Origin of the sequence: Listeria grayi (assembly GCF_900638015.1) — a bacterium.
GTDB lineage: Bacteria > Bacillota > Bacilli > Lactobacillales > Listeriaceae > Listeria > Listeria grayi.
Map to the genome: position 1 here is coordinate 886949 of NZ_LR134483.1, position 17239 is coordinate 904187.

At 43.3% G+C, this 17239-nt stretch carries 18 protein-coding genes and 1 riboswitch; of the genes, 17 read left to right on the forward strand and 1 reads right to left on the reverse strand.

Annotation, left to right across the window (positions count from 1 at the left end; all coding sequences use genetic code 11):
- Window positions 1-118: 118 nt before the first annotated feature.
- The 14 genes from EL241_RS04210 (at window position 119) to EL241_RS04275 (ending at window position 13447) form a co-directional block, all read left to right on the forward strand.
- Entirely contained in the window at window positions 119-1069 is a 951-nt protein-coding gene (locus EL241_RS04210; RefSeq protein WP_382311392.1) for an iron-hydroxamate ABC transporter substrate-binding protein, read from the forward strand.
- Between the two features lie 116 nt (window positions 1070-1185).
- Window positions 1186-2211, forward strand: coding sequence for a FecCD family ABC transporter permease (locus tag EL241_RS04215; protein ID WP_036107194.1), 1026 nt, complete (start codon window positions 1186-1188; stop codon window positions 2209-2211).
- A gap of 1 nt (window position 2212) precedes the next feature.
- Complete coding sequence (locus EL241_RS04220) at window positions 2213-3235, forward strand: FecCD family ABC transporter permease (protein WP_036107193.1); 1023 nt, start codon at window positions 2213-2215, stop codon at window positions 3233-3235.
- 187 nt (window positions 3236-3422) lie between these two features.
- Window positions 3423-3881, forward strand: a complete 459-nt coding sequence (gene fur / locus EL241_RS04225; protein WP_036107192.1) for a ferric iron uptake transcriptional regulator — start codon at window positions 3423-3425, stop codon at window positions 3879-3881.
- Window positions 3882-3992: 111 nt separating this feature from the next.
- The gene (gene xerD, locus EL241_RS04230) at window positions 3993-4883 is read left to right on the forward strand and encodes a site-specific tyrosine recombinase XerD (RefSeq protein ID WP_003758348.1); all 891 of its coding nucleotides are present in this window, start codon (window positions 3993-3995) and stop codon (window positions 4881-4883) included.
- 32 nt (window positions 4884-4915) lie between these two features.
- On the forward strand, window positions 4916-5734 hold the full coding sequence (locus EL241_RS04235) for a purine-nucleoside phosphorylase (protein WP_003758350.1): 819 nt from the start codon (window positions 4916-4918) through the stop codon (window positions 5732-5734).
- A 145-nt stretch (window positions 5735-5879) separates the two neighbouring features.
- Window positions 5880-7193, forward strand: coding sequence for a diaminopimelate decarboxylase (lysA, locus tag EL241_RS04240; RefSeq protein WP_036107186.1), 1314 nt, complete (start codon window positions 5880-5882; stop codon window positions 7191-7193).
- Window positions 7194-7205: 12 nt separating this feature from the next.
- The gene (locus EL241_RS04245) at window positions 7206-7955 is read left to right on the forward strand and encodes a segregation/condensation protein A (RefSeq protein ID WP_036107183.1); all 750 of its coding nucleotides are present in this window, start codon (window positions 7206-7208) and stop codon (window positions 7953-7955) included.
- The gene (scpB, locus tag EL241_RS04250) at window positions 7952-8545 is read left to right on the forward strand and encodes an SMC-Scp complex subunit ScpB (RefSeq protein WP_003758355.1); all 594 of its coding nucleotides are present in this window, start codon (window positions 7952-7954) and stop codon (window positions 8543-8545) included. Before EL241_RS04245 ends, scpB begins: the two co-directional genes overlap by 4 nt.
- Complete coding sequence (locus EL241_RS04255; RefSeq protein WP_003758356.1) at window positions 8545-9276, forward strand: pseudouridine synthase; 732 nt, start codon at window positions 8545-8547, stop codon at window positions 9274-9276. The genes scpB and EL241_RS04255 overlap by 1 nt, the downstream gene beginning before the upstream one ends.
- Before the next feature lie 130 nt (window positions 9277-9406).
- Window positions 9407-10126 (forward strand): response regulator transcription factor, encoded by a 720-nt coding sequence (locus tag EL241_RS04260; protein WP_003758358.1) that lies wholly within the window; start codon window positions 9407-9409, stop codon window positions 10124-10126.
- 58 nt (window positions 10127-10184) lie between these two features.
- Entirely contained in the window at window positions 10185-11990 is a 1806-nt protein-coding gene (locus EL241_RS04265; protein WP_036107181.1) for a HAMP domain-containing sensor histidine kinase, read from the forward strand.
- On the forward strand, window positions 11968-12507 hold the full coding sequence (locus EL241_RS04270; protein WP_376701024.1) for an acyl-CoA thioesterase: 540 nt from the start codon (window positions 11968-11970) through the stop codon (window positions 12505-12507). Before EL241_RS04265 ends, EL241_RS04270 begins: the two co-directional genes overlap by 23 nt.
- A 52-nt stretch (window positions 12508-12559) precedes the next feature.
- A riboswitch (FMN riboswitch) is annotated at window positions 12560-12682 on the forward strand.
- Between the two features lie 162 nt (window positions 12683-12844).
- Complete coding sequence (locus EL241_RS04275; RefSeq protein WP_003758365.1) at window positions 12845-13447, forward strand: ECF transporter S component; 603 nt, start codon at window positions 12845-12847, stop codon at window positions 13445-13447.
- A 31-nt stretch (window positions 13448-13478) separates the two neighbouring features.
- On the opposite strand, the gene EL241_RS04280 is transcribed toward EL241_RS04275, so the two are convergent.
- The gene (locus tag EL241_RS04280; protein WP_003758367.1) at window positions 13479-13712 is read right to left on the reverse strand and encodes a ferredoxin; all 234 of its coding nucleotides are present in this window, start codon (window positions 13710-13712) and stop codon (window positions 13479-13481) included.
- Between the two features lie 100 nt (window positions 13713-13812).
- Between EL241_RS04280 and EL241_RS04285 the strand changes: the two genes are divergently transcribed.
- The 3 genes from EL241_RS04285 to EL241_RS04295 all read left to right on the forward strand — a co-directional run bounded on the left by EL241_RS04285 (window position 13813) and on the right by EL241_RS04295 (window position 17200).
- Window positions 13813-14844 carry a YpbB family protein gene (locus EL241_RS04285; RefSeq protein WP_170166142.1) on the forward strand — a complete coding sequence of 344 codons (1032 nt, stop codon included), beginning with the start codon at window positions 13813-13815 and terminating at the stop codon, window positions 14842-14844.
- The gene (locus EL241_RS04290) at window positions 14844-16250 is read left to right on the forward strand and encodes a RecQ family ATP-dependent DNA helicase (protein ID WP_036107174.1); all 1407 of its coding nucleotides are present in this window, start codon (window positions 14844-14846) and stop codon (window positions 16248-16250) included. The genes EL241_RS04285 and EL241_RS04290 overlap by 1 nt, the downstream gene beginning before the upstream one ends.
- 176 nt (window positions 16251-16426) lie before the next feature.
- Window positions 16427-17200: a LysM peptidoglycan-binding domain-containing protein gene (locus EL241_RS04295; protein WP_126320376.1), complete on the forward strand. Its 774-nt coding sequence runs from the start codon at window positions 16427-16429 to the stop codon at window positions 17198-17200.
- The last annotated feature ends 39 nt before the right edge of the window (window positions 17201-17239 follow it).

Consider the following 17239-nt stretch of genomic DNA (forward strand, 5'->3'; position numbering starts at 1 on the left):
GATAATCATTCTCAATACTTAGTATAGTTTCTTTTATTTTATTATGCAAGTAGAAAAAGGGTTGTCAGCAATCATGAATGCTGATATATTTATTGAGAATGATTATCAATTTCATTACATGCAGGAGGGAAAAGATTTGAAAAAAATAGTTTTATTAATCGCTATCATTGTGGTGGGCTTGCTTGCCGCTTGTGGGAATACAGCTTCGAGCAGTAAAGAAAAGAAGGAAGATACGCGTACATATACGATGACAAATAAAAAGACCGTAAAGATTCCTGCGCATCCCAAAAAAATCGTGACAGAGGATTACTCAGGTGATTTGATCGCGCTCGGTATTAAACCGATTGCAACGGCAAGTTCACAATTTGACAACCCCTTCATTAAAAACGACATGAAAGGAGTCAAAAAACTCGGGGATCCAGTTTCCGCGGAAAAAGTGGCAGAACTCAGTCCAGATCTGATCATTGTCAGCAAGGAAGACACATATAAGAAATTATCGAAAATCGCTCCCACTGTGTTGATTCCATATGGAGCAACAAAAACAGTCGAAGAAGAGTTGACAATGTTTGGCGAGCTTTTAAACAAAAAAACCGAAGCAAAAAAATGGATCGCGGACTATCACGAAAAAGCAAAACAAGCTCGTGCGAAAATCCAAGGAAAGCTCCCTAAAAATGCAACATTCGGTATCTATGAAGTCCAGGATAAAGATTTTTATATCATGGGACAAAATATGGGACGCGGTGGTCAGATCATTTATCACGCGCTAGGATTGGAACCACCCAAAAAAATCAAAAAAGATGTATTTGAAGGACAAGATTGGAAAAAGATCTCCTTAGAGGTATTGCCTGATTATGCTGCTGATTATATGTTTGTCACTGCCTATTCATCAAGCCAAAAACAAGGAGAACGGACACTGGCAGATATGAAAGAAAGCGGTATTTGGAAAGATTTGCCTGCCTTGAAGAAAAATCATTTATTCGAAATGGATTTTAACAAAATGTTCTATTATGATCCAGTTGCGATCGAAGGCCAGCTCGATATTATTGTGGACAAATTACTGAAGAATTAATAAATGAGTAGGTTGCGGATATGTGCAGCCTACTTCTATTCAATTATATGCCGTAATTATGCTATAATTTGGAAGATCAAGATTGCTTGCATGGCATAGAGAGAGTGGTAGGTAAAATGGAAATTGCGGAATTAGAAAAAATAAAAACGCGTCCTGCAGCGGCTATCGTTGTTTTGATTGTTGGGATCGCAGCGGTCGTTTTACTGACTTTCGTTGGGATCGCAGTTGGAGCGGCGCATATTCATTTAGACACAGTGTGGGATTCTTTTTTTCACTTTGATAAAACAAATACGCAACATCAAATCATTTGGGAGCTTCGCGTGCCTCGGGTGCTGGCCGATATCATGGTGGGTGCCGCTTTAGCAGTGGCGGGTGCTTTGATGCAAGGAATGACGCGCAATCCGCTTGCTGATTCAGGCTTGCTTGGTTTGAATGCAGGAAGTGCTTTTGTGATTGCTCTTTGCTTTGCATTTTTGCCAGGATTGAGCTATAACTATTTGATTTTGTTTTCTTTTTTAGGTGCGGCAATCGGTGCGATGATCGTTTTCGGGATAAGTGCCTTGGCTGGAAGAGGTTTATCGCCAACGCAACTAGTGCTTGCTGGTGCGGCTGTTAGTTCCTTGCTGACAGCATTAAGTGAAGGAATCGCGATCTATTTTAAGCTGAGCCAAAATCTGACATTTTGGTATGCAGGTGGCGTTGCCGGGGTAAAGTGGAGTCAGCTGCAATATGTATGGCCGTGGCTCCTTGCAGGTCTCTTGGGGGCGATCATTATCAGTAAATCTGTGACGATTTTAAGTCTTGGGGAAGATATCGCAGTAGGACTGGGAGAAAAAACAGGATTGGTAAAAATTTTTACGATGGTGATCGTACTTATTTTGGCTGGATTGTCTGTTTCGATCGTTGGACCAGTTGGTTTCATTGGGTTGATCATTCCGCATTTGACGCGATTTTTGGTTGGAGTGGACTATCGTTGGATCATTCCTTGTTCGGCCGTGATCGGAGCCTTGTTGACGCTTGCTGCTGATATTCTGGCGCGGACGATCAATCCGCCGTATGAGACACCAATCAGTGTGATTTTTGCATTGATCGGAGTTCCTTTCTTCCTTTATGTAGCAAGAAAAGAAAGGAGGAACTTGTGAGATGTATACAGTAGCTGAAAAAAGAAGGCGTAAAAGACGGCTGGCAGTATTGGCGATATTTCTCATTCTGATCGTGCTAGTGTTTACATATAGTGTCAATGCTGGGTATTCCAAAATTCCTTTTTTGGATATCTGGAAAACGTTTTTCGGATTAGGAACTCCACAACAGCAGCTTATCATCACAGAATTTCGTTTACCAAGAATCGTGGTGGCGCTGTTAGTTGGTGCCGGACTTGCTGTTTCCGGCGCGATCTTGCAAGGGATCTCTGGTAATGGACTTGCCGATCCGGGGATACTTGGAATCAATAATGGGGCGGGACTTGCCGTGATGCTGTACATTTCCTTTTTTCCTTCGACCATCGATGTTCCCGTATTATTCATGCCGCTTGTTGGCTTTGTTGGCGCGATTATCACAGCATTTGTTGTTTACGGGCTTTCTTATAGTCGAAAAGAAGGGCTACTGCCAAACAGACTGCTTTTGACAGGGATCGCGATCGCGGCTGCTATTTCTGCATTGATAACCGTTTTATCAGTACGACTCGATCCGCTTAATTACCAAAAGTATGCGGAATGGGTGGCTGGAAATATCTGGGCTTCCAGCTGGCAGTATGTATTTGCTTTGCTGCCGTGGTTTGTCGTCACTTGTCTGATCGCTGTTTGGAAAGCAAAAACTCTGGATATTCTCGGTTTCGGAGATCAGATCGCAACGGGACTTGGTGTGCGTGTCGAACGAGAAAAGTTTATTTTGCTTATTGTGGCTGTCGCGCTTGCTGCAGCATGTGTTTCGGTCAGCGGCGGGATCGCGTTCGTCGGATTGATCGGTCCTCATATCGCCCGTTCTCTAGTAGGCAGTGAACATAAATGGCTGTTGCCGGTCTCTGCCTTAGCTGGCGGTCTTCTTCTATTACTAGCAGACACGATCGGGCGCTTGATTATTCAGCCTTCAGAAATTTTTGCCGGTATTGTTGTGGCGGTTATCGGTGCACCGTATTTTTTATATTTACTGGCGAAAGCAAAATCTTGAAGCAATTATCAATTAGAATAATGATTATAATCTAATAATTATTTTTAATGAGAATGCGATTATGGCAAGCATTTTTAATGCTAAAATGGGATATATTTTCAAATAGAACTTGCATTTTAATTGTAATTATTATAAACTAGAGTAATTGATAATGAGAATTAATGAAGCAAGTTTGGGAGGAAGCAGAATGGAAGGTAGAATTGAACGAATCAAAACACAATTACATGAAGCCAGCTATAAATTAACTCCGCAGCGAGAAGCTACTGTCCGCGTTCTACTCGAAAATGAAAAAGATCATTTAAGCGCAGAAGATGTTTTCTTACAAGTGAAGGCGATCGCCCCTGATACGGGGTTGGCGACTGTTTATCGGACGCTTGAGTTGCTTACCGAACTTCGAGTAGTGGATAAGATCAACTTCGGCGATGGTGTATCGCGTTATGATCTAAGACAAGAAGGTGCAAAACATTTCCATCATCACTTGGTCTGCATCGAATGTGGTTCGGTGGAAGAAATCCAAGAGGACCTGCTGGAAGATGTCGAAAAAATTATTGAAGATCGCTGGAAATTCCAAGTGAAGGACCATCGTTTGACTTTCCAGGGCATTTGTTTGAATTGCCGGGAAGAAGCGAAAAAAACGAATAAATAATAGAAGATTTATAGTGAATTGTTTGAACAGACAAGCAATTTATTATAAGTCTTTTTTTAGGCTTATACTCTACTGGGATTCATGGTAAAATAAAAGGTAGGGGGTGCGAACATGCAACCATATGTGGAAGACTTTTTGCACTATTTAGTTGTGGAAAAAGGGTTAGCGGCAAATACCATTCAAGCGTATAAGCGGGATTTGCGTTATTTTGATTCCTTTTTAGAAATAGAGGGGATAACCGATCCAAACAGCATTACCAGAGGAACGGTCGTGGCATTTATTGCTTTTGCACGCGATGCTGATAAATCTCCGCGTACGATTGCACGTTATTTAGCTTCATTGCGCTCTTTTTTTCATTTTTTACTGCATGACCAAAAAATGGATCATGATCCTATGATCCAGATCGAGACACCGAAACAAACGAAAGCGCTACCGAAAGTGCTCCATTTGGAAGAAGTAGAGAAACTCTTGGCTGCTCCCGACCCGAATTCGATACTCGGACTTCGTGATCAGGCTATGCTTGAGATTTTATATGCCACAGGCCTGCGGGTCTCGGAACTGATCCATTTGAAGCTGGATGATCTGCATTTACATATGGGATTTATCCAAACGATCGGGAAAGGGGATAAGGAGCGGATCATACCGCTTGGACATACAGCTACGGCCGTACTTACTAAGTATTTAGAAGAAGCACGTCCCAAGCTGAGAAAACCTAAATATCGCAATGATTATGTGTTTTTGAATCATCATGGCGGCGGACTCACCAGACAAGGCTTTTGGAAGCTACTAAAGCAGCTTGCTCAGAAAGCCGGCATCGATAAGCCGATCACACCACATACACTGCGTCATTCGTTTGCGACCCATTTACTGGAAAATGGTGCTGACCTTCGTTCTGTTCAAGAATTGCTTGGACATGCAGATATTTCCACTACCCAAATCTATACGCACGTTACCAAGCTACGTTTGCAAGATGTCTACAAGAAATATCATCCACGTGCCTAAATAGAAAAATAAACCTTTAAGGAGAATGATTGATGAGTATGGATCAAGTAACAGAAGCAGTTGGTAAAATTCGGGAAAGTTATGAGAAAACACCAAAGATCGGCTTGATTTTAGGATCTGGTCTTGGTGTTTTGGCAGATGAAATAGAAGATCGGACAGCGTTATCGTATGCAGATGTCCCGCATTTTCCAGTTTCAACCGTAGAAGGACATGCTGGACAATTTGTTTTTGGAACTTTAGAAGGACAAGAAGTGGTCGCGATGCAAGGTCGCTTTCATTTTTACGAAGGCTATTCGATGCAGGAAGTTACTTTCCCTGTTAGAGTAATGAAAGCTTTAGGCGTCGAAACACTGATCGTGACGAATGCGGCTGGCGGTGTCAATGAGTTGTATGAAGCTGGCGACTTGATGTTGATCTCGGATCACATCAATTTCACAGGAACTAACCCGCTGATCGGGAAAAATGACAGCCAATTCGGTCCGCGTTTCCCTGATATGTCGGATGCTTATAAAACAGAACTACGTGTGTTAGCGCGTAAAGTAGCGGCAGAACTCTCGATCTCGATCCAAGAAGGCGTCTATGCTGGATTCAGTGGGCCGACATACGAAACACCAGCAGAAATCAAAATGATGCGTACGCTAGGAGCAGATGCAGTTGGTATGTCGACGGTTCCGGAAGTTATTATTGCGAACCATGCTGGTCTAAATGTGCTGGGGATCTCTTGCATCACAAATATGGCTGCAGGAATCCTTGACCAGCCGCTTTCGCACGAGGAAGTTATCGAAACGACAGATCGTGTGCAGCAGACTTTCTTGAAATATGTACGGGCGATTTTAAGTAAACTTGCTTAAACGCGAACAGTTTTATTACGTGAAGCGGCTTTCCCTTTGGAAGCCGCTTTTTTTCATATATTTGATAATGTTATTGTCGCGACTGTTTGTCTTATGCTACTATAGACAAGTGAATGTAAAAATTGGAGATAAAGGTGGGATTGAAGTGACATTTGAGCGTCTTGGAACGATGAAAACAAGCCAAGAAGGGCATCTGGAAATCGGAGGGGTGGATACGATAAAGCTGGCTGAAAAGTACGGCACACCTCTGTATGTGTATGATGTTGCTTTAATCCGTGATCGCGCCAGAGGATTTAAACGAACATTTGAAGAAATGGGTATCACTGCACAAGTTGCTTATGCGAGCAAAGCCTTCTCGGCAATCGCGATCTATCAGTTGATGGCGGAAGAAGGGCTTTCTGTTGATGTGGTCTCTGGAGGAGAACTTTATACAGCGATAAAAGCAGGTTTTCCTGCAGAACTGATTCATTTTCATGGCAATAATAAAACGCGTGAAGAAATTGAAATGGCGCTAGACTATGAGATTGGTTGTATCGTCGTCGATAATTTTTATGAGATCGATCTGCTTAAAACGATCCTAAGTGAACGGCAGCAGAAAGTATCTGTTCTTGTCCGAGTGACACCGGGGATCGAAGCGCATACACATGACTATATTTTAACCGGGCAAGAAGACTCTAAATTTGGTTTTGGATTGGATAATGGACAGGCAGAAAAAGCTTTACAACTGTTGCTTCAAGATTCTGCGTATTTTGATGTGAAAGGGCTACACTGCCATATCGGGTCGCAAATTTTTGAAACGACTGGTTTTAAGGTGGCTGCTCACCGTGTCATGGATAAATTAGTAGAGTGGCGCGATGCTTTTGGCTTTAAGGCGAGTGTGTTAAACTTAGGAGGAGGATTCGGGGTGCGTTATACAGCGGATGATGAACCGCTGGAACCAGCAGAATATGTGCGCCAGATCATCTTAGAGGTAAAAGAAGTTGCCCAGCAAAATGAACTCGCTGTACCGGAGATCTGGATCGAGCCTGGGCGTGCTTTAGTCGGCGAAGCAGGAACGACACTCTATTCGATCGGCTCGCGAAAAGAAGTGCCGGGAATTCGGGATTATATTGCGGTAGATGGCGGGATGAACGATAATATCCGACCTGCACTTTATGATGCAAAATACGAAGCTGTGATCGCGAATCATCCGGAAAAAGCTGCCGAAGAAACGGTATCGATTGCCGGAAAATGCTGTGAATCAGGGGATATGCTGATCTGGGATATTCCATTGCCAAACATGCAAAGCGGTGAAATACTGGCTGTTTTCTGTACCGGCGCTTATGGCTATGCAATGGCGAGCAATTACAACCGAATCTGCCGCCCTGCTGTTGTTTTTGTCGAAAACGGGATCGATAAGCTAGTTGTTGCCAGAGAAACTTATGATGACTTGATCCAAAATGATTTGTCATTATTTTAAGGCGGTAAAAAAATGATAGAAATGAATTTTAAAGTAGATGCTTTTGAAGGCCCGCTTGATTTGCTACTTCATCTGATCAACCAGCTGGAAATAGATATCTACGACATACCGATGGCTGAAATAACGGATCAGTATATGGAATTTGTGCATACCATGCAGGAACTGGAACTAAATATCGCTAGCGAATATTTAGTGATGGCTGCGACGCTATTGCAGATCAAAAGCAAAATGCTGCTGCCGAAACAAGAACTTGCGATCGACCTCGACATGGAAGAACTGGAAGAAGATCCGCGGGAAGTGCTAGTGCAGAAGCTGATGGAGTATAAAAAATACAAAGAAGCTGCCAAAACATTAAAAGAACGTGAACAAGAAAGAAGTTTTTATTTTGGCAAAGCACCGATGGACTTGGAGATTTATGAAAAGGATATCGAAAAAGCAGAACTAGATGTCGGATTGCCGGATATGCTGAGCGCTTTTCACAAGATGATGCGAAGACAAAAGCTTGCGAAGCCGCTGCATACAAGGATAACAACGCAGGAAGTGTCGATCGGGGACCGAATGGATGAAGTCATGGTCACGCTGAAAGCAGCTAAAAACAACCGAACTAAGTTTGAAGCGCTGTTTGAAGGCAATACCAGAGAGGCTTTAGTAGTTACTTTTTTAGCGCTGCTGGAATTGATGAAGCGAAAACTTGTGATCGTGGAACAAGTAGGTAATTTTGCTGATTTATATGTGCAAGGAAAGGAAGAAAAAGACAAGTGACAGATAATAACCAAATGGGAGTCCTCGAAAGTCTGCTTTTTGCGGCTGGCGATGAAGGACTGTCCGTAGAGCAATTAGTACAGGTCATGGGGATCACCCACATCGAAGTACTTAATCTATTGGAAGCGGTCGGAGAAGATTATCGCAGTAAAGATAGCCGAGGACTGACTTTGCTAGAAACAGCGGGGAGTTTTCAATTAGCCACAAAGAAAGAACACGCAGATTACCTGCGTAAGTTAGTAGAGATCCCGGATCAATCGACATTGTCGCAAGCGTCTTTGGAAACACTCGCCATTATTGCATACAGACAACCGATCACGCGGATGGAGATCGATGAGATCCGCGGTGTCCACACAGACGGTCCAATTCGTACATTAGTAGCAAAAGGGCTTGTTAAAGATCATGGCCGCGCAGAAGGTGCCGGAAGAGCGAAACTGTATGTTACGACAGATGAATTCTTAGACAGCTTCGGATTGAAGTCGCTGGCGGAATTGCCGCAGCTGGAAGATCAAGCAGAAGAACTGGAACAGACAGAATTAGATCTGTTTTTCGACAGGTTTAACCAGAAACAAAGAGAGGAGGAGAAATAATGGAAAGATTACAGAAAGTAATAGCAAATAGCGGAGTCACTTCCCGCCGTAAAGCGGAACAATTGATTGCTGCTGGACGCGTAACCGTAAATGGCGAAGTTGTCCGTGAACTTGGAACAAAAGTATCTCCAAATGACAGGATCGAAGTAGAAGGAATCGAACTGACAAAAGAAGAACACCGTTATTTCCTCTTTTATAAACCTAGAGGTGTTGTATCAGCAGTCACAGATGATAAAGGACGAAAAACAGTTGCCGATTACTTTGTGGATATCCCAGAGCGATTGTATCCTGTCGGCCGACTGGATTATGAAACATCGGGTTTGTTATTGATGACAAATGATGGCGACTTTGCGAACAAATTGATGCATCCTAAACATGAAGTGGAAAAACAATATATCGCCCGTGTAAAAGGAATCCCGACGAAAGAGCAGCTCCGCAGATTGGAACGCGGTGTGGTCATTGACGGCCGTAAAACCGCTCCGGCAAAAGTGAAACTGCGCTCCGCAGATAAAGCGAAGGAAAAAGCGATCATTGAGATCACGATCCACGAAGGCAGAAACAGACAAGTCCGGAAGATGTTTGAATCAATTGGCTTTCCTGTGCAAAAATTGATGCGCGAAGCTTATGCCTTTTTAAATGTGGCAGGCATGAATGCAGGCGAACGCCGTGAGCTTTCTCATCATGAAGTCAAATTGCTGAAGACCCAAGCGAATTTTGGAAAACTGAAATAGTCAAATAAGCCGGTACCTTGAAATACCGCTTGGATAGAACTAAAAGTGGCACAAAGGGGAAAAAACAGGTATAATTTTGAAAAGAAGCAATTCAAATTTATGAAATCTTTTTGCAAGGGGATGAGTACGGATGAATAATCAGATAAAAGTACTTATTGTCGATGACGAAGATCGCATTCGTCGTTTATTGAAAATGTATTTAGAACGAGAAAGTTATCTTATTGATGAAGCGGATAATGGTGACGATGCGCTCGACATGGCGCTTAAATATGATTACGATGTTATTTTACTTGATGTGATGATGCCAGGGAAAGACGGGATCGAAGTCTGCAAGGAAATACGGATGGCAAAAGCCACACCAATCGTCATGCTCACTGCCAAAGGAGAAGAATCCAATCGTGTCCAAGGATTTGAAGTCGGTGCGGATGATTATATCGTCAAACCTTTCAGTCCACGCGAAGTCGTTTTGCGTGTCAAAGCAGTATTACGACGGGCAAGTGGTGGCGAACAAGGCAAAGACACACTTCTTTCAATCGGCGATACGATCACTTTTCCAAACCTTACCATTGATAACGAGTCCCATCTGGTAACCATTAATGGTGAAAAAGTAAACCTGACTCCGAAAGAATATGATCTGCTATATTTCATGGCGCGGACACCCGAACGTGTACACAGCCGGGAAGCGTTGCTGAAAGAAATTTGGCGGTATGATTTTGTCGGCGATCTGCGTACGATCGATACGCATGTGAAGCGACTACGCGAAAAATTGTATGATATTTCCGAAGAAGCAGGGAAAATGATAGTCACCGTATGGGGATTAGGTTATAAGCTAGGAGTACCAGACGATTGATTACAGACTGCTTGTTATTGAAAACAGGCAGTTTTTTTCTATGGAGGAGGACGACTAGATGAAACTCAGAGGCAGCATTGTTTGGAAAATTTGGAGCACTATCATCTTATTGTTGATCGGGGTCCTTTCTATCAGCGGTTTGGTCATTGCTGTCATGTACGAGAAGACGAACATTGATCGGGCAGAAAAGCTCAATATCGAAATCGCCAATAAGTTGACAAGTTTTATGAAGCAGAATGGCGAAGTCGTACGTCAGAATACAGCTGATGAATCAGCGATGCACTTATTAGAAGATAATATCGGTGTCCTTATATTTGAAAATGGCGAACGCGTCTATCGAAGCCCGACAAAAAAATCGCTGACTGAGAAGCAAGTAAATCAGCTGGTGACCGATAAAAAAATCGATCAGCAACTGAAAAGCGATGGAAAAATCAACACAAAATATGACTTTAAAGTAAACAAACAGACCATGTCTGTCGAATTGACAGCGAAACGGTTTGCACTTCCGAATGATAAAGTAGGAACGATCTATGTTTATAAGTTCTATGATGATATCGTCAAATTGAATCGTACTGCTGTAAACTCGATCGTACTAAGCATTATTGTAGCAATCATTATCACCACCTTTATCTCATTTTTATTTTCTTCCCGTATGGTGGTGCCGCTCAATCAAATGCGGAAGGCAGCTAAAGAGATGGCAAAAGGGAATTTTCACGCAAAGATCCCGCCGTATACACATGATGAGATCGGCGAACTAGGATATGCACTGCAAGAGATGTCGAAGCAGTTACAAGGAAACATCGGTGCCTTGCAGCAAGAGAAGGAACAGTTTTCCAACGTTTTGATCGGCATGGCGGATGCAGTTATCAAATTCGATGTGGAGCAAACGATCATACTAAGTAATCCACCAGCAGAAGAATTTCTGCATCATTGGTTTTTCTCCAGCGAAAACGAAACACGCGTCTTGGTTCCGCCCGTTCTTTCTGAGCTGATCGCTAAGGCAGTCGAGGAAAAGCAAGAAGTAACAGGCGAGTTGACTGTTGATGATAAAACTTATGTCGCGATCTTGACATTGCTTTATGATGGCACGATCATCCGTAGTATCGTGGTGGTTTTACGGGATATGACGGAAGAACGCCGTTTGGAAAAAATGAAGACGGATTTTGTCAATAATGTTTCGCATGAATTGCGGACACCGATCTCGATGCTCCAAGGTTACAGTGAAGCGATTATTGATGGTGTGGCGCAGAATGAAGAAGAAGTGCGGGCATTTGCGGAGATCATTTATGAAGAATCGCTCCGGATCGGCCGCTTGGTCAACGAAATGCTGGATCTGGCGCGGATGGAAGCGGGCTTCACTAATTTAGATAAAAAAGCAGGTTCGCTCACTGCGCTTGCGAATAAGGTAACGGCTAACCTCCAAGTATTGGCCGAAGAAAATCATGTGAGCCTAGCAGTATCTTCAGCACCAGCGGATATCCCATATTTCTTTGACCAGGATCGCATGGAACAGGTGTTTATCAATTTGATCATGAATGCGATCCAGCACACCGGCCGGGAAGGGCACGAGGGGAAAGTCACTGTTCAGCTAGAAAAACTGGAAGACCGGATCAAGATCGCGATCCAAGATAATGGTGCTGGGATAAGCGAAGCCGATATCCCCTATCTCTTTGAGCGTTTTTACAAAGCAGATAAAGCCCGCATTCGAGGCGAAACAAAAGGAACCGGGATCGGACTGGCGATCGTTAAAAATATCGTGGATGCCCACGGTGGTTATATCAAAGTAGAAAGTGTGCTTGGAAAAGGATCTTCCTTTATTATCCAATTACCTTTACAAATGAATGGAGAGAATACAATTGAGTAAAATAGAACCGAAATTTTGCCGAGAATCATTAGTAGTAAAAACAAGCCGGGTATTCCCGCAAGATACCAATAATCATAATACACTGTTTGGTGGCCGTCTGATGACCTATATCGATGATGCTGCTTCGATCTGTGCTTCGAGACACTGCCGGACAGATATCGTCACAGCTTCTACAGACTCCGTGGATTTTTTGAATCCAATCAAGAACGACCATTCGGTTTGTTTAGAAGCCTATGTTTCCTCAACCGGAAGAAGTTCCATGGAGATTTTTGTCAAAGTGATCGCCGAAAACTTGAAAACAGGCGAACGCTATCTGGCGGCGACTTCTTTCTTAACATTTGTAGCGCTGAATGAAGAAGGTCGTTCCGTAGAAGTAGCCAGTGTGATCCCACAATCGGATGAAGAAAAACGAATCCATGCCGGGGCAGAGGCGCGCAGCTTAGCTCGTAAGGAACGCGTGAAGCAGAGCAAGGCGCTGGCAGCTTCTTTGAGTACAGAATTACCGTGGCTGGAATAACGTGCTTGCTAATTTTTAAAAATATGATAAAATAATGTAGAAATTAAATATCGTTCATCTTCGGGGCAGGGTGTAATTCCCGACCGGTGGTAATAGTCCACGATCCGCATTTTTTGCGGGTGACTCTGGTGTGATTCCAGGACCGACAGTATAGTCTGGATGGGAGAAGATGTAGGCAGTAAGCTTTTTTGCTTGCGCAATGTTCTTTGGCTATGCCTTTTTTAGAATATTCGTCTGTTCTCCCCTAACTTATTTTGGTTAGGGGATTTTTATTGGATCAAGTAAAAAAGCTGCCGTCTTCCTTTTCTTTGGATGGACATCAAAGGAGAATAGGTTGATGAAAAATTATTCATTGAAAACGTTTGTTAGTGTTGCCGTACTGAGCACGATCGGCTTTTTGCTGATGGTGATCGAATTTCCGATCTTGCCTAGTGCACCATTTTTGAAACTTGATTTTAGCGATATCGCTGCATTGGTTGGCGCGTTTATGTTTGGTCCGCTAGCTGCGATCTTGATCGAGCTTTTGAAAAATGTTTTATGGTTTATGTTTTCGGGAGGAATCGCTGGTGTGCCAATTGGTGAATTTGCGAATTTTCTGTCCGGACTAAGCTTTGTTTTTCCGATTTATTATTTATTCCGCTATTATCAATCAAAGCGCGTTCTCGCGATTTCATCGGGACTTGCGACGATATCGATAACGGTGGTTATGTGTTTGTTTAATTACTTTATCTTATTGCCATTTTATATCAAGATTGGCGGTCTGCCTAAGAATGTAGATATCACAGCGCTTATTACGTACTCTATTATCCCCTTTAACCTCTTAAAAGGTGTGATCGTCAGCGTTATTTTCTTTATCCTATATAATTATTTGGAGCCTTGGATCTTACGTAACCGTTCGCCGAAAGAAAAAAGCAAACGAGCTTACAAACATAAAAAATAAGTAAAAGCAGTGCTAGTTATTAGCACTGCTTTTACTTATGTTGAAAAGGCTCATCCGCGATCTGGATCGATAAAGAAGGGCAGGCTTCTTCTGCAATTTCTGCATTTTCTAGCCACTTTTCCGGGATCTTAGAATTTCCTTGATTATTGTCAAGCATCGAATAGGCGATACCGTCGTCGTCATAGTCAAATATCTCAGGGGCATGAAGGGCGCAGGCACCGCAGGCAATACAGGTTTCTTTATCCACACAAACGTATTTCGGCATAGCAGCTCCTCCTTTTCTACAAGGTAGTATACCACAAAACAGAAAATTGCTGTAGAACACGTGTTTCTATGATATGATAGGGGCAGGTGGTGAACGCACAGTGGATCAATTAGACAATTATTTAATCATGCTTTTAAATGGCTTTACTACGCCAAGAAAAGTTCCTTTTATTTATGCGATCATGACAGGTAAGCGAACGGGTCAAGCTGTTCAAGATATTCACCTTTTTCGGATGGAACGTTTTTTTGGATTGACACCGACATTGAAATCAGAACAATTGCAAACACGCCTTCGCCACTTGGTGGATGCGGGTGTTGTTATAGAAACAGCACAAGGCTATGAAATCAAAAATCATGAGGAAAATCGTTTTGCCAAGCGGAACTACAAGGATTTTACTTACACGGCGCGCGGGATTCTCTTTTTTTCTGCGTGGAAATTAGCGGTACAAGTCACCAGTAACTGGAAACATCGTAAGGAACATTACTTGCCAGTGGTGCGGGATGCCTACGTTCAGACACATATCAAGCGCTGGCTCGCCTCACAGCTGCAAAGCGGCGATAAGTTACAGTTACGGCAGCAACTTTACGCTGAAATGGAACTATTATTTCGGCTTTTTCCGCCGGCACTGTCACCAGAAGCAATCGTTCGTCAATTTTCTGGGGGAGAATGGATGGGGCTGACGATGCAACAATTAGCTCAGGAAAACGGGAAAAGCAGCTGGGATGTTTATTTTGACTGGTTGGAACAGATCCATCTTGTTGTGGAACAATTAGAAGTTTCGCCAGAACGATTTCCGGTGCTTACCCCGCTTTTGCCAACACGGAGCAGTACACTGACACAATCGGCAACCAAAACGTTCCAGTTCTTTCGCACCTTAGATAAAAAAACGATTTCCGTGGAGGAATTGGCTAGCCGCCGAAGACTTAAAGAAAGTACGATCCATGATCATTTTGTCGAATTACGGGCAACTTTTGAAGATCTGGAGGTACCGGGTCTGCCCGATGAAACAACGATCGCGGCAATCAAACAAGGCAATTACATACAATTGAAAGCAATCAAGGAAGTTTACCCGCAGCTTAGCTATTATCAGATCCGGCTGGCGGTGGTAAGCAAGGAAAGGAAGGGGAATTGATGGAACTAGAACAAGCATTGCAACGCTATTTAGGTTATCCTTCTTTTCGCCCTGGACAAAAGGAAGTCATCGAGACGATCCTAGCGAATAAAAACTGCTTCGCGATGCTGCCGACAGGAACCGGGAAAACGGTCTGCTATCAGCTGGCTGGCTACTTATCAGAGGGGGCTGTCCTCATTGTCTCGCCGCTGCTCTCACTGATGCAGGATCAAGTGGAACGGATGAAAGCATATGGAGAAAAACGGGTCACTGCATTAAACAGTTTTTTGAATTGGGAAGAAAAAGAGCAGGTGATCCGCGATCTGGCTGCCTATAAATTTATTTTCCTATCGCCGGAAATGCTTGGTAACCCAGAAGTGAGAAGCGCACTCTTGCGAATCAAAATCGGGCTTTTTGTAGTGGATGAAGCGCATTGCATCTCGCAGTGGGGACACGATTTTCGCCCGGATTACCTGGAACTCGGTAAATTCAGACGGGAAGCGGGCGAGCTATTGACATTAGTGTTGACTGCTACGGCAACAGCAAAAGTACGGGCAGATATTTGGAAACAATTGGAACTCACTTCCGGGGAGGAGATCATTTATTCCGTCAACCGTGAAAATATTGCACTTTTTGTCCAAAAATATGCTTCTGCAAAAGCAAAAAAAGATGCCTTGATACAAGTGCTGCAAGAATTGAAACCGCCGGGGATCATTTATTTTACCAGTCGAAAACTCGCACAGCAGATCGCGGAAGAGTTAAGCCGAGAATTTGGGATGCAGGCTGCATTTTATCATGGCGAAATGGAGATCGAAGACCGGATCACGATCCAGCAGCAGTTCGTCAGCGGACAACTTGCGGTGATCTGTGCAACGAGTGCCTTTGGAATGGGGATCGATAAAGCGGACATCCGCTATGTGATCCATTATCATATGCCAGCTGATATCGAAGCGTATCTGCAGGAGATCGGACGTGCGGGTCGGGATGGTGATCCAAGTGCCGCGCTGTTGCTTTATGCTGCCGGTGACGAATTTATCCAAGCGCAATTATTAGATCGGGATCTACCTGATCCGGCACTGCTCTCTCTATCTGATAAGGAACGTGCTTCTTTGCCTGATCAGCAGCAGCGGTTTTTAAATTATTATGCACGAAGCGGGCTGACTGCTGCAGAGATAAATCAGCAGATCCAGAGCCGGCAAGTATGGAAATTGAATAACCTAAAACAAATGAAAAATTTCATCGAAACAAAAACTTGCCGGCGGAGGTTTTTGACGGATTACTTTGGGGAAAATGAAGTAGAAACAGCTCCGAATGAATGTTGCGACAATGATGGAGCTTCTCTAGATGCCTTTTTCGGCTCTGAAGAGAAGGCGACATCAAAACCGCAAAAGACCTGGGAAGATTACCTGACGTACTTGTTGCGATGAAAATCTTTCCTGCGACCTAAGAACTAATCTCGATGAAAACGCATGAAATTCCTTTTTTTCTATTGTTGTATATTACAAAAATGTGTATAATTATTGCAAGGAGATTTCGACTCCTGCCTACATATAAGTATGCGCAAAAGGAATGATTCATATTTTACCAAAGGAGGAAAACTTCAATGGCGCGTAAAAAGAAACATGAATACCGAGAGCCAGAGGATTACAAATGGGAGTATTCGGACGAAGAGAAAGATGAATTCAATAACGAGCCGCCCATGTTGTCCCGGAGCGATAGCCGCCGAACTCGAAAGAAGTCCTTCTTTCGCTACCCGTTTTTGAATATGCTAATGATTTTTTTAATATCGATACCGCTTGTGATCGTTATCGTCACTGTGATTGTTTTAAATACGCATAATAATGATGATCCTGTCAAGCAGGAAGAAAATAAAGTCAGCGTTGCTTCATCAAGTAATAAAGAAGATAAACAACAGGCAGCAGCGGAGAAGGAACAAAAGGCCAAGGCAGCAAAGGAAAAAGCTGACAAGAAAGCCAAAGAAGATGCAGCAAAGAAAAAAGCAGAAAAAGCCAAAGCTGAGAAAGCTGCCGCAGAGAAAAAAGAAAAAGACCAAAAAGCTAAAGAGCAAGCAGCCGCAGAAAAAGCGAAGCAAGAACAGGCAGCCAAAGAGCAAGCGCAAAAAGAACAGGCGGCAAAGGAACAAGCCCAAAAAGAGCAAGCAGCCAAAGAAAAAGCTGAAAAAGAACAACAGGCAGAGAAAGAAAAACAGCAAGTAGCTACCTCTCATACTGTCGCAGCAGGAGATACATTGTATAGTATCGCCAGAGCAGCGTACGGAAGCGCCGGAGCAAGTAGTGGCGTAGCAAAGATCAAACAAGCAAATGGATTGTCGGGAGATAGCGTACCGGTTGGAACGACCCTTGTGATCCCTAAATAAATCATTTTAAGAAAGAGGCTAAGCATTGCTTTTGAAAAG

Coding starts and splice junctions, on each gene's coding strand:
- EL241_RS04215 (WP_036107194.1), top strand. CDS start 1,186: ATGGAAATTGCGGAATTAGAAAAAATAAAAACGCGTCCTGCAGCGGCT.
- xerD (WP_003758348.1), top strand. CDS start 3,993: ATGCAACCATATGTGGAAGACTTTTTGCACTATTTAGTTGTGGAAAAA.
- EL241_RS04295 (WP_126320376.1), top strand. CDS start 16,427: ATGGCGCGTAAAAAGAAACATGAATACCGAGAGCCAGAGGATTACAAA.
- EL241_RS04210 (WP_382311392.1), top strand. CDS start 119: ATGCAGGAGGGAAAAGATTTGAAAAAAATAGTTTTATTAATCGCTATC.
- EL241_RS04280 (WP_003758367.1), bottom strand. CDS start 13,712: ATGCCGAAATACGTTTGTGTGGATAAAGAAACCTGTATTGCCTGCGGT.
- EL241_RS04245 (WP_036107183.1), top strand. CDS start 7,206: ATGATAGAAATGAATTTTAAAGTAGATGCTTTTGAAGGCCCGCTTGAT.
- EL241_RS04255 (WP_003758356.1), top strand. CDS start 8,545: ATGGAAAGATTACAGAAAGTAATAGCAAATAGCGGAGTCACTTCCCGC.
- EL241_RS04290 (WP_036107174.1), top strand. CDS start 14,844: ATGGAACTAGAACAAGCATTGCAACGCTATTTAGGTTATCCTTCTTTT.
- EL241_RS04265 (WP_036107181.1), top strand. CDS start 10,185: ATGAAACTCAGAGGCAGCATTGTTTGGAAAATTTGGAGCACTATCATC.
- EL241_RS04260 (WP_003758358.1), top strand. CDS start 9,407: ATGAATAATCAGATAAAAGTACTTATTGTCGATGACGAAGATCGCATT.
- fur (WP_036107192.1), top strand. CDS start 3,423: ATGGAAGGTAGAATTGAACGAATCAAAACACAATTACATGAAGCCAGC.
- EL241_RS04235 (WP_003758350.1), top strand. CDS start 4,916: ATGAGTATGGATCAAGTAACAGAAGCAGTTGGTAAAATTCGGGAAAGT.
- EL241_RS04275 (WP_003758365.1), top strand. CDS start 12,845: ATGAAAAATTATTCATTGAAAACGTTTGTTAGTGTTGCCGTACTGAGC.
- EL241_RS04270 (WP_376701024.1), top strand. CDS start 11,968: ATGGAGAGAATACAATTGAGTAAAATAGAACCGAAATTTTGCCGAGAA.
- EL241_RS04220 (WP_036107193.1), top strand. CDS start 2,213: ATGTATACAGTAGCTGAAAAAAGAAGGCGTAAAAGACGGCTGGCAGTA.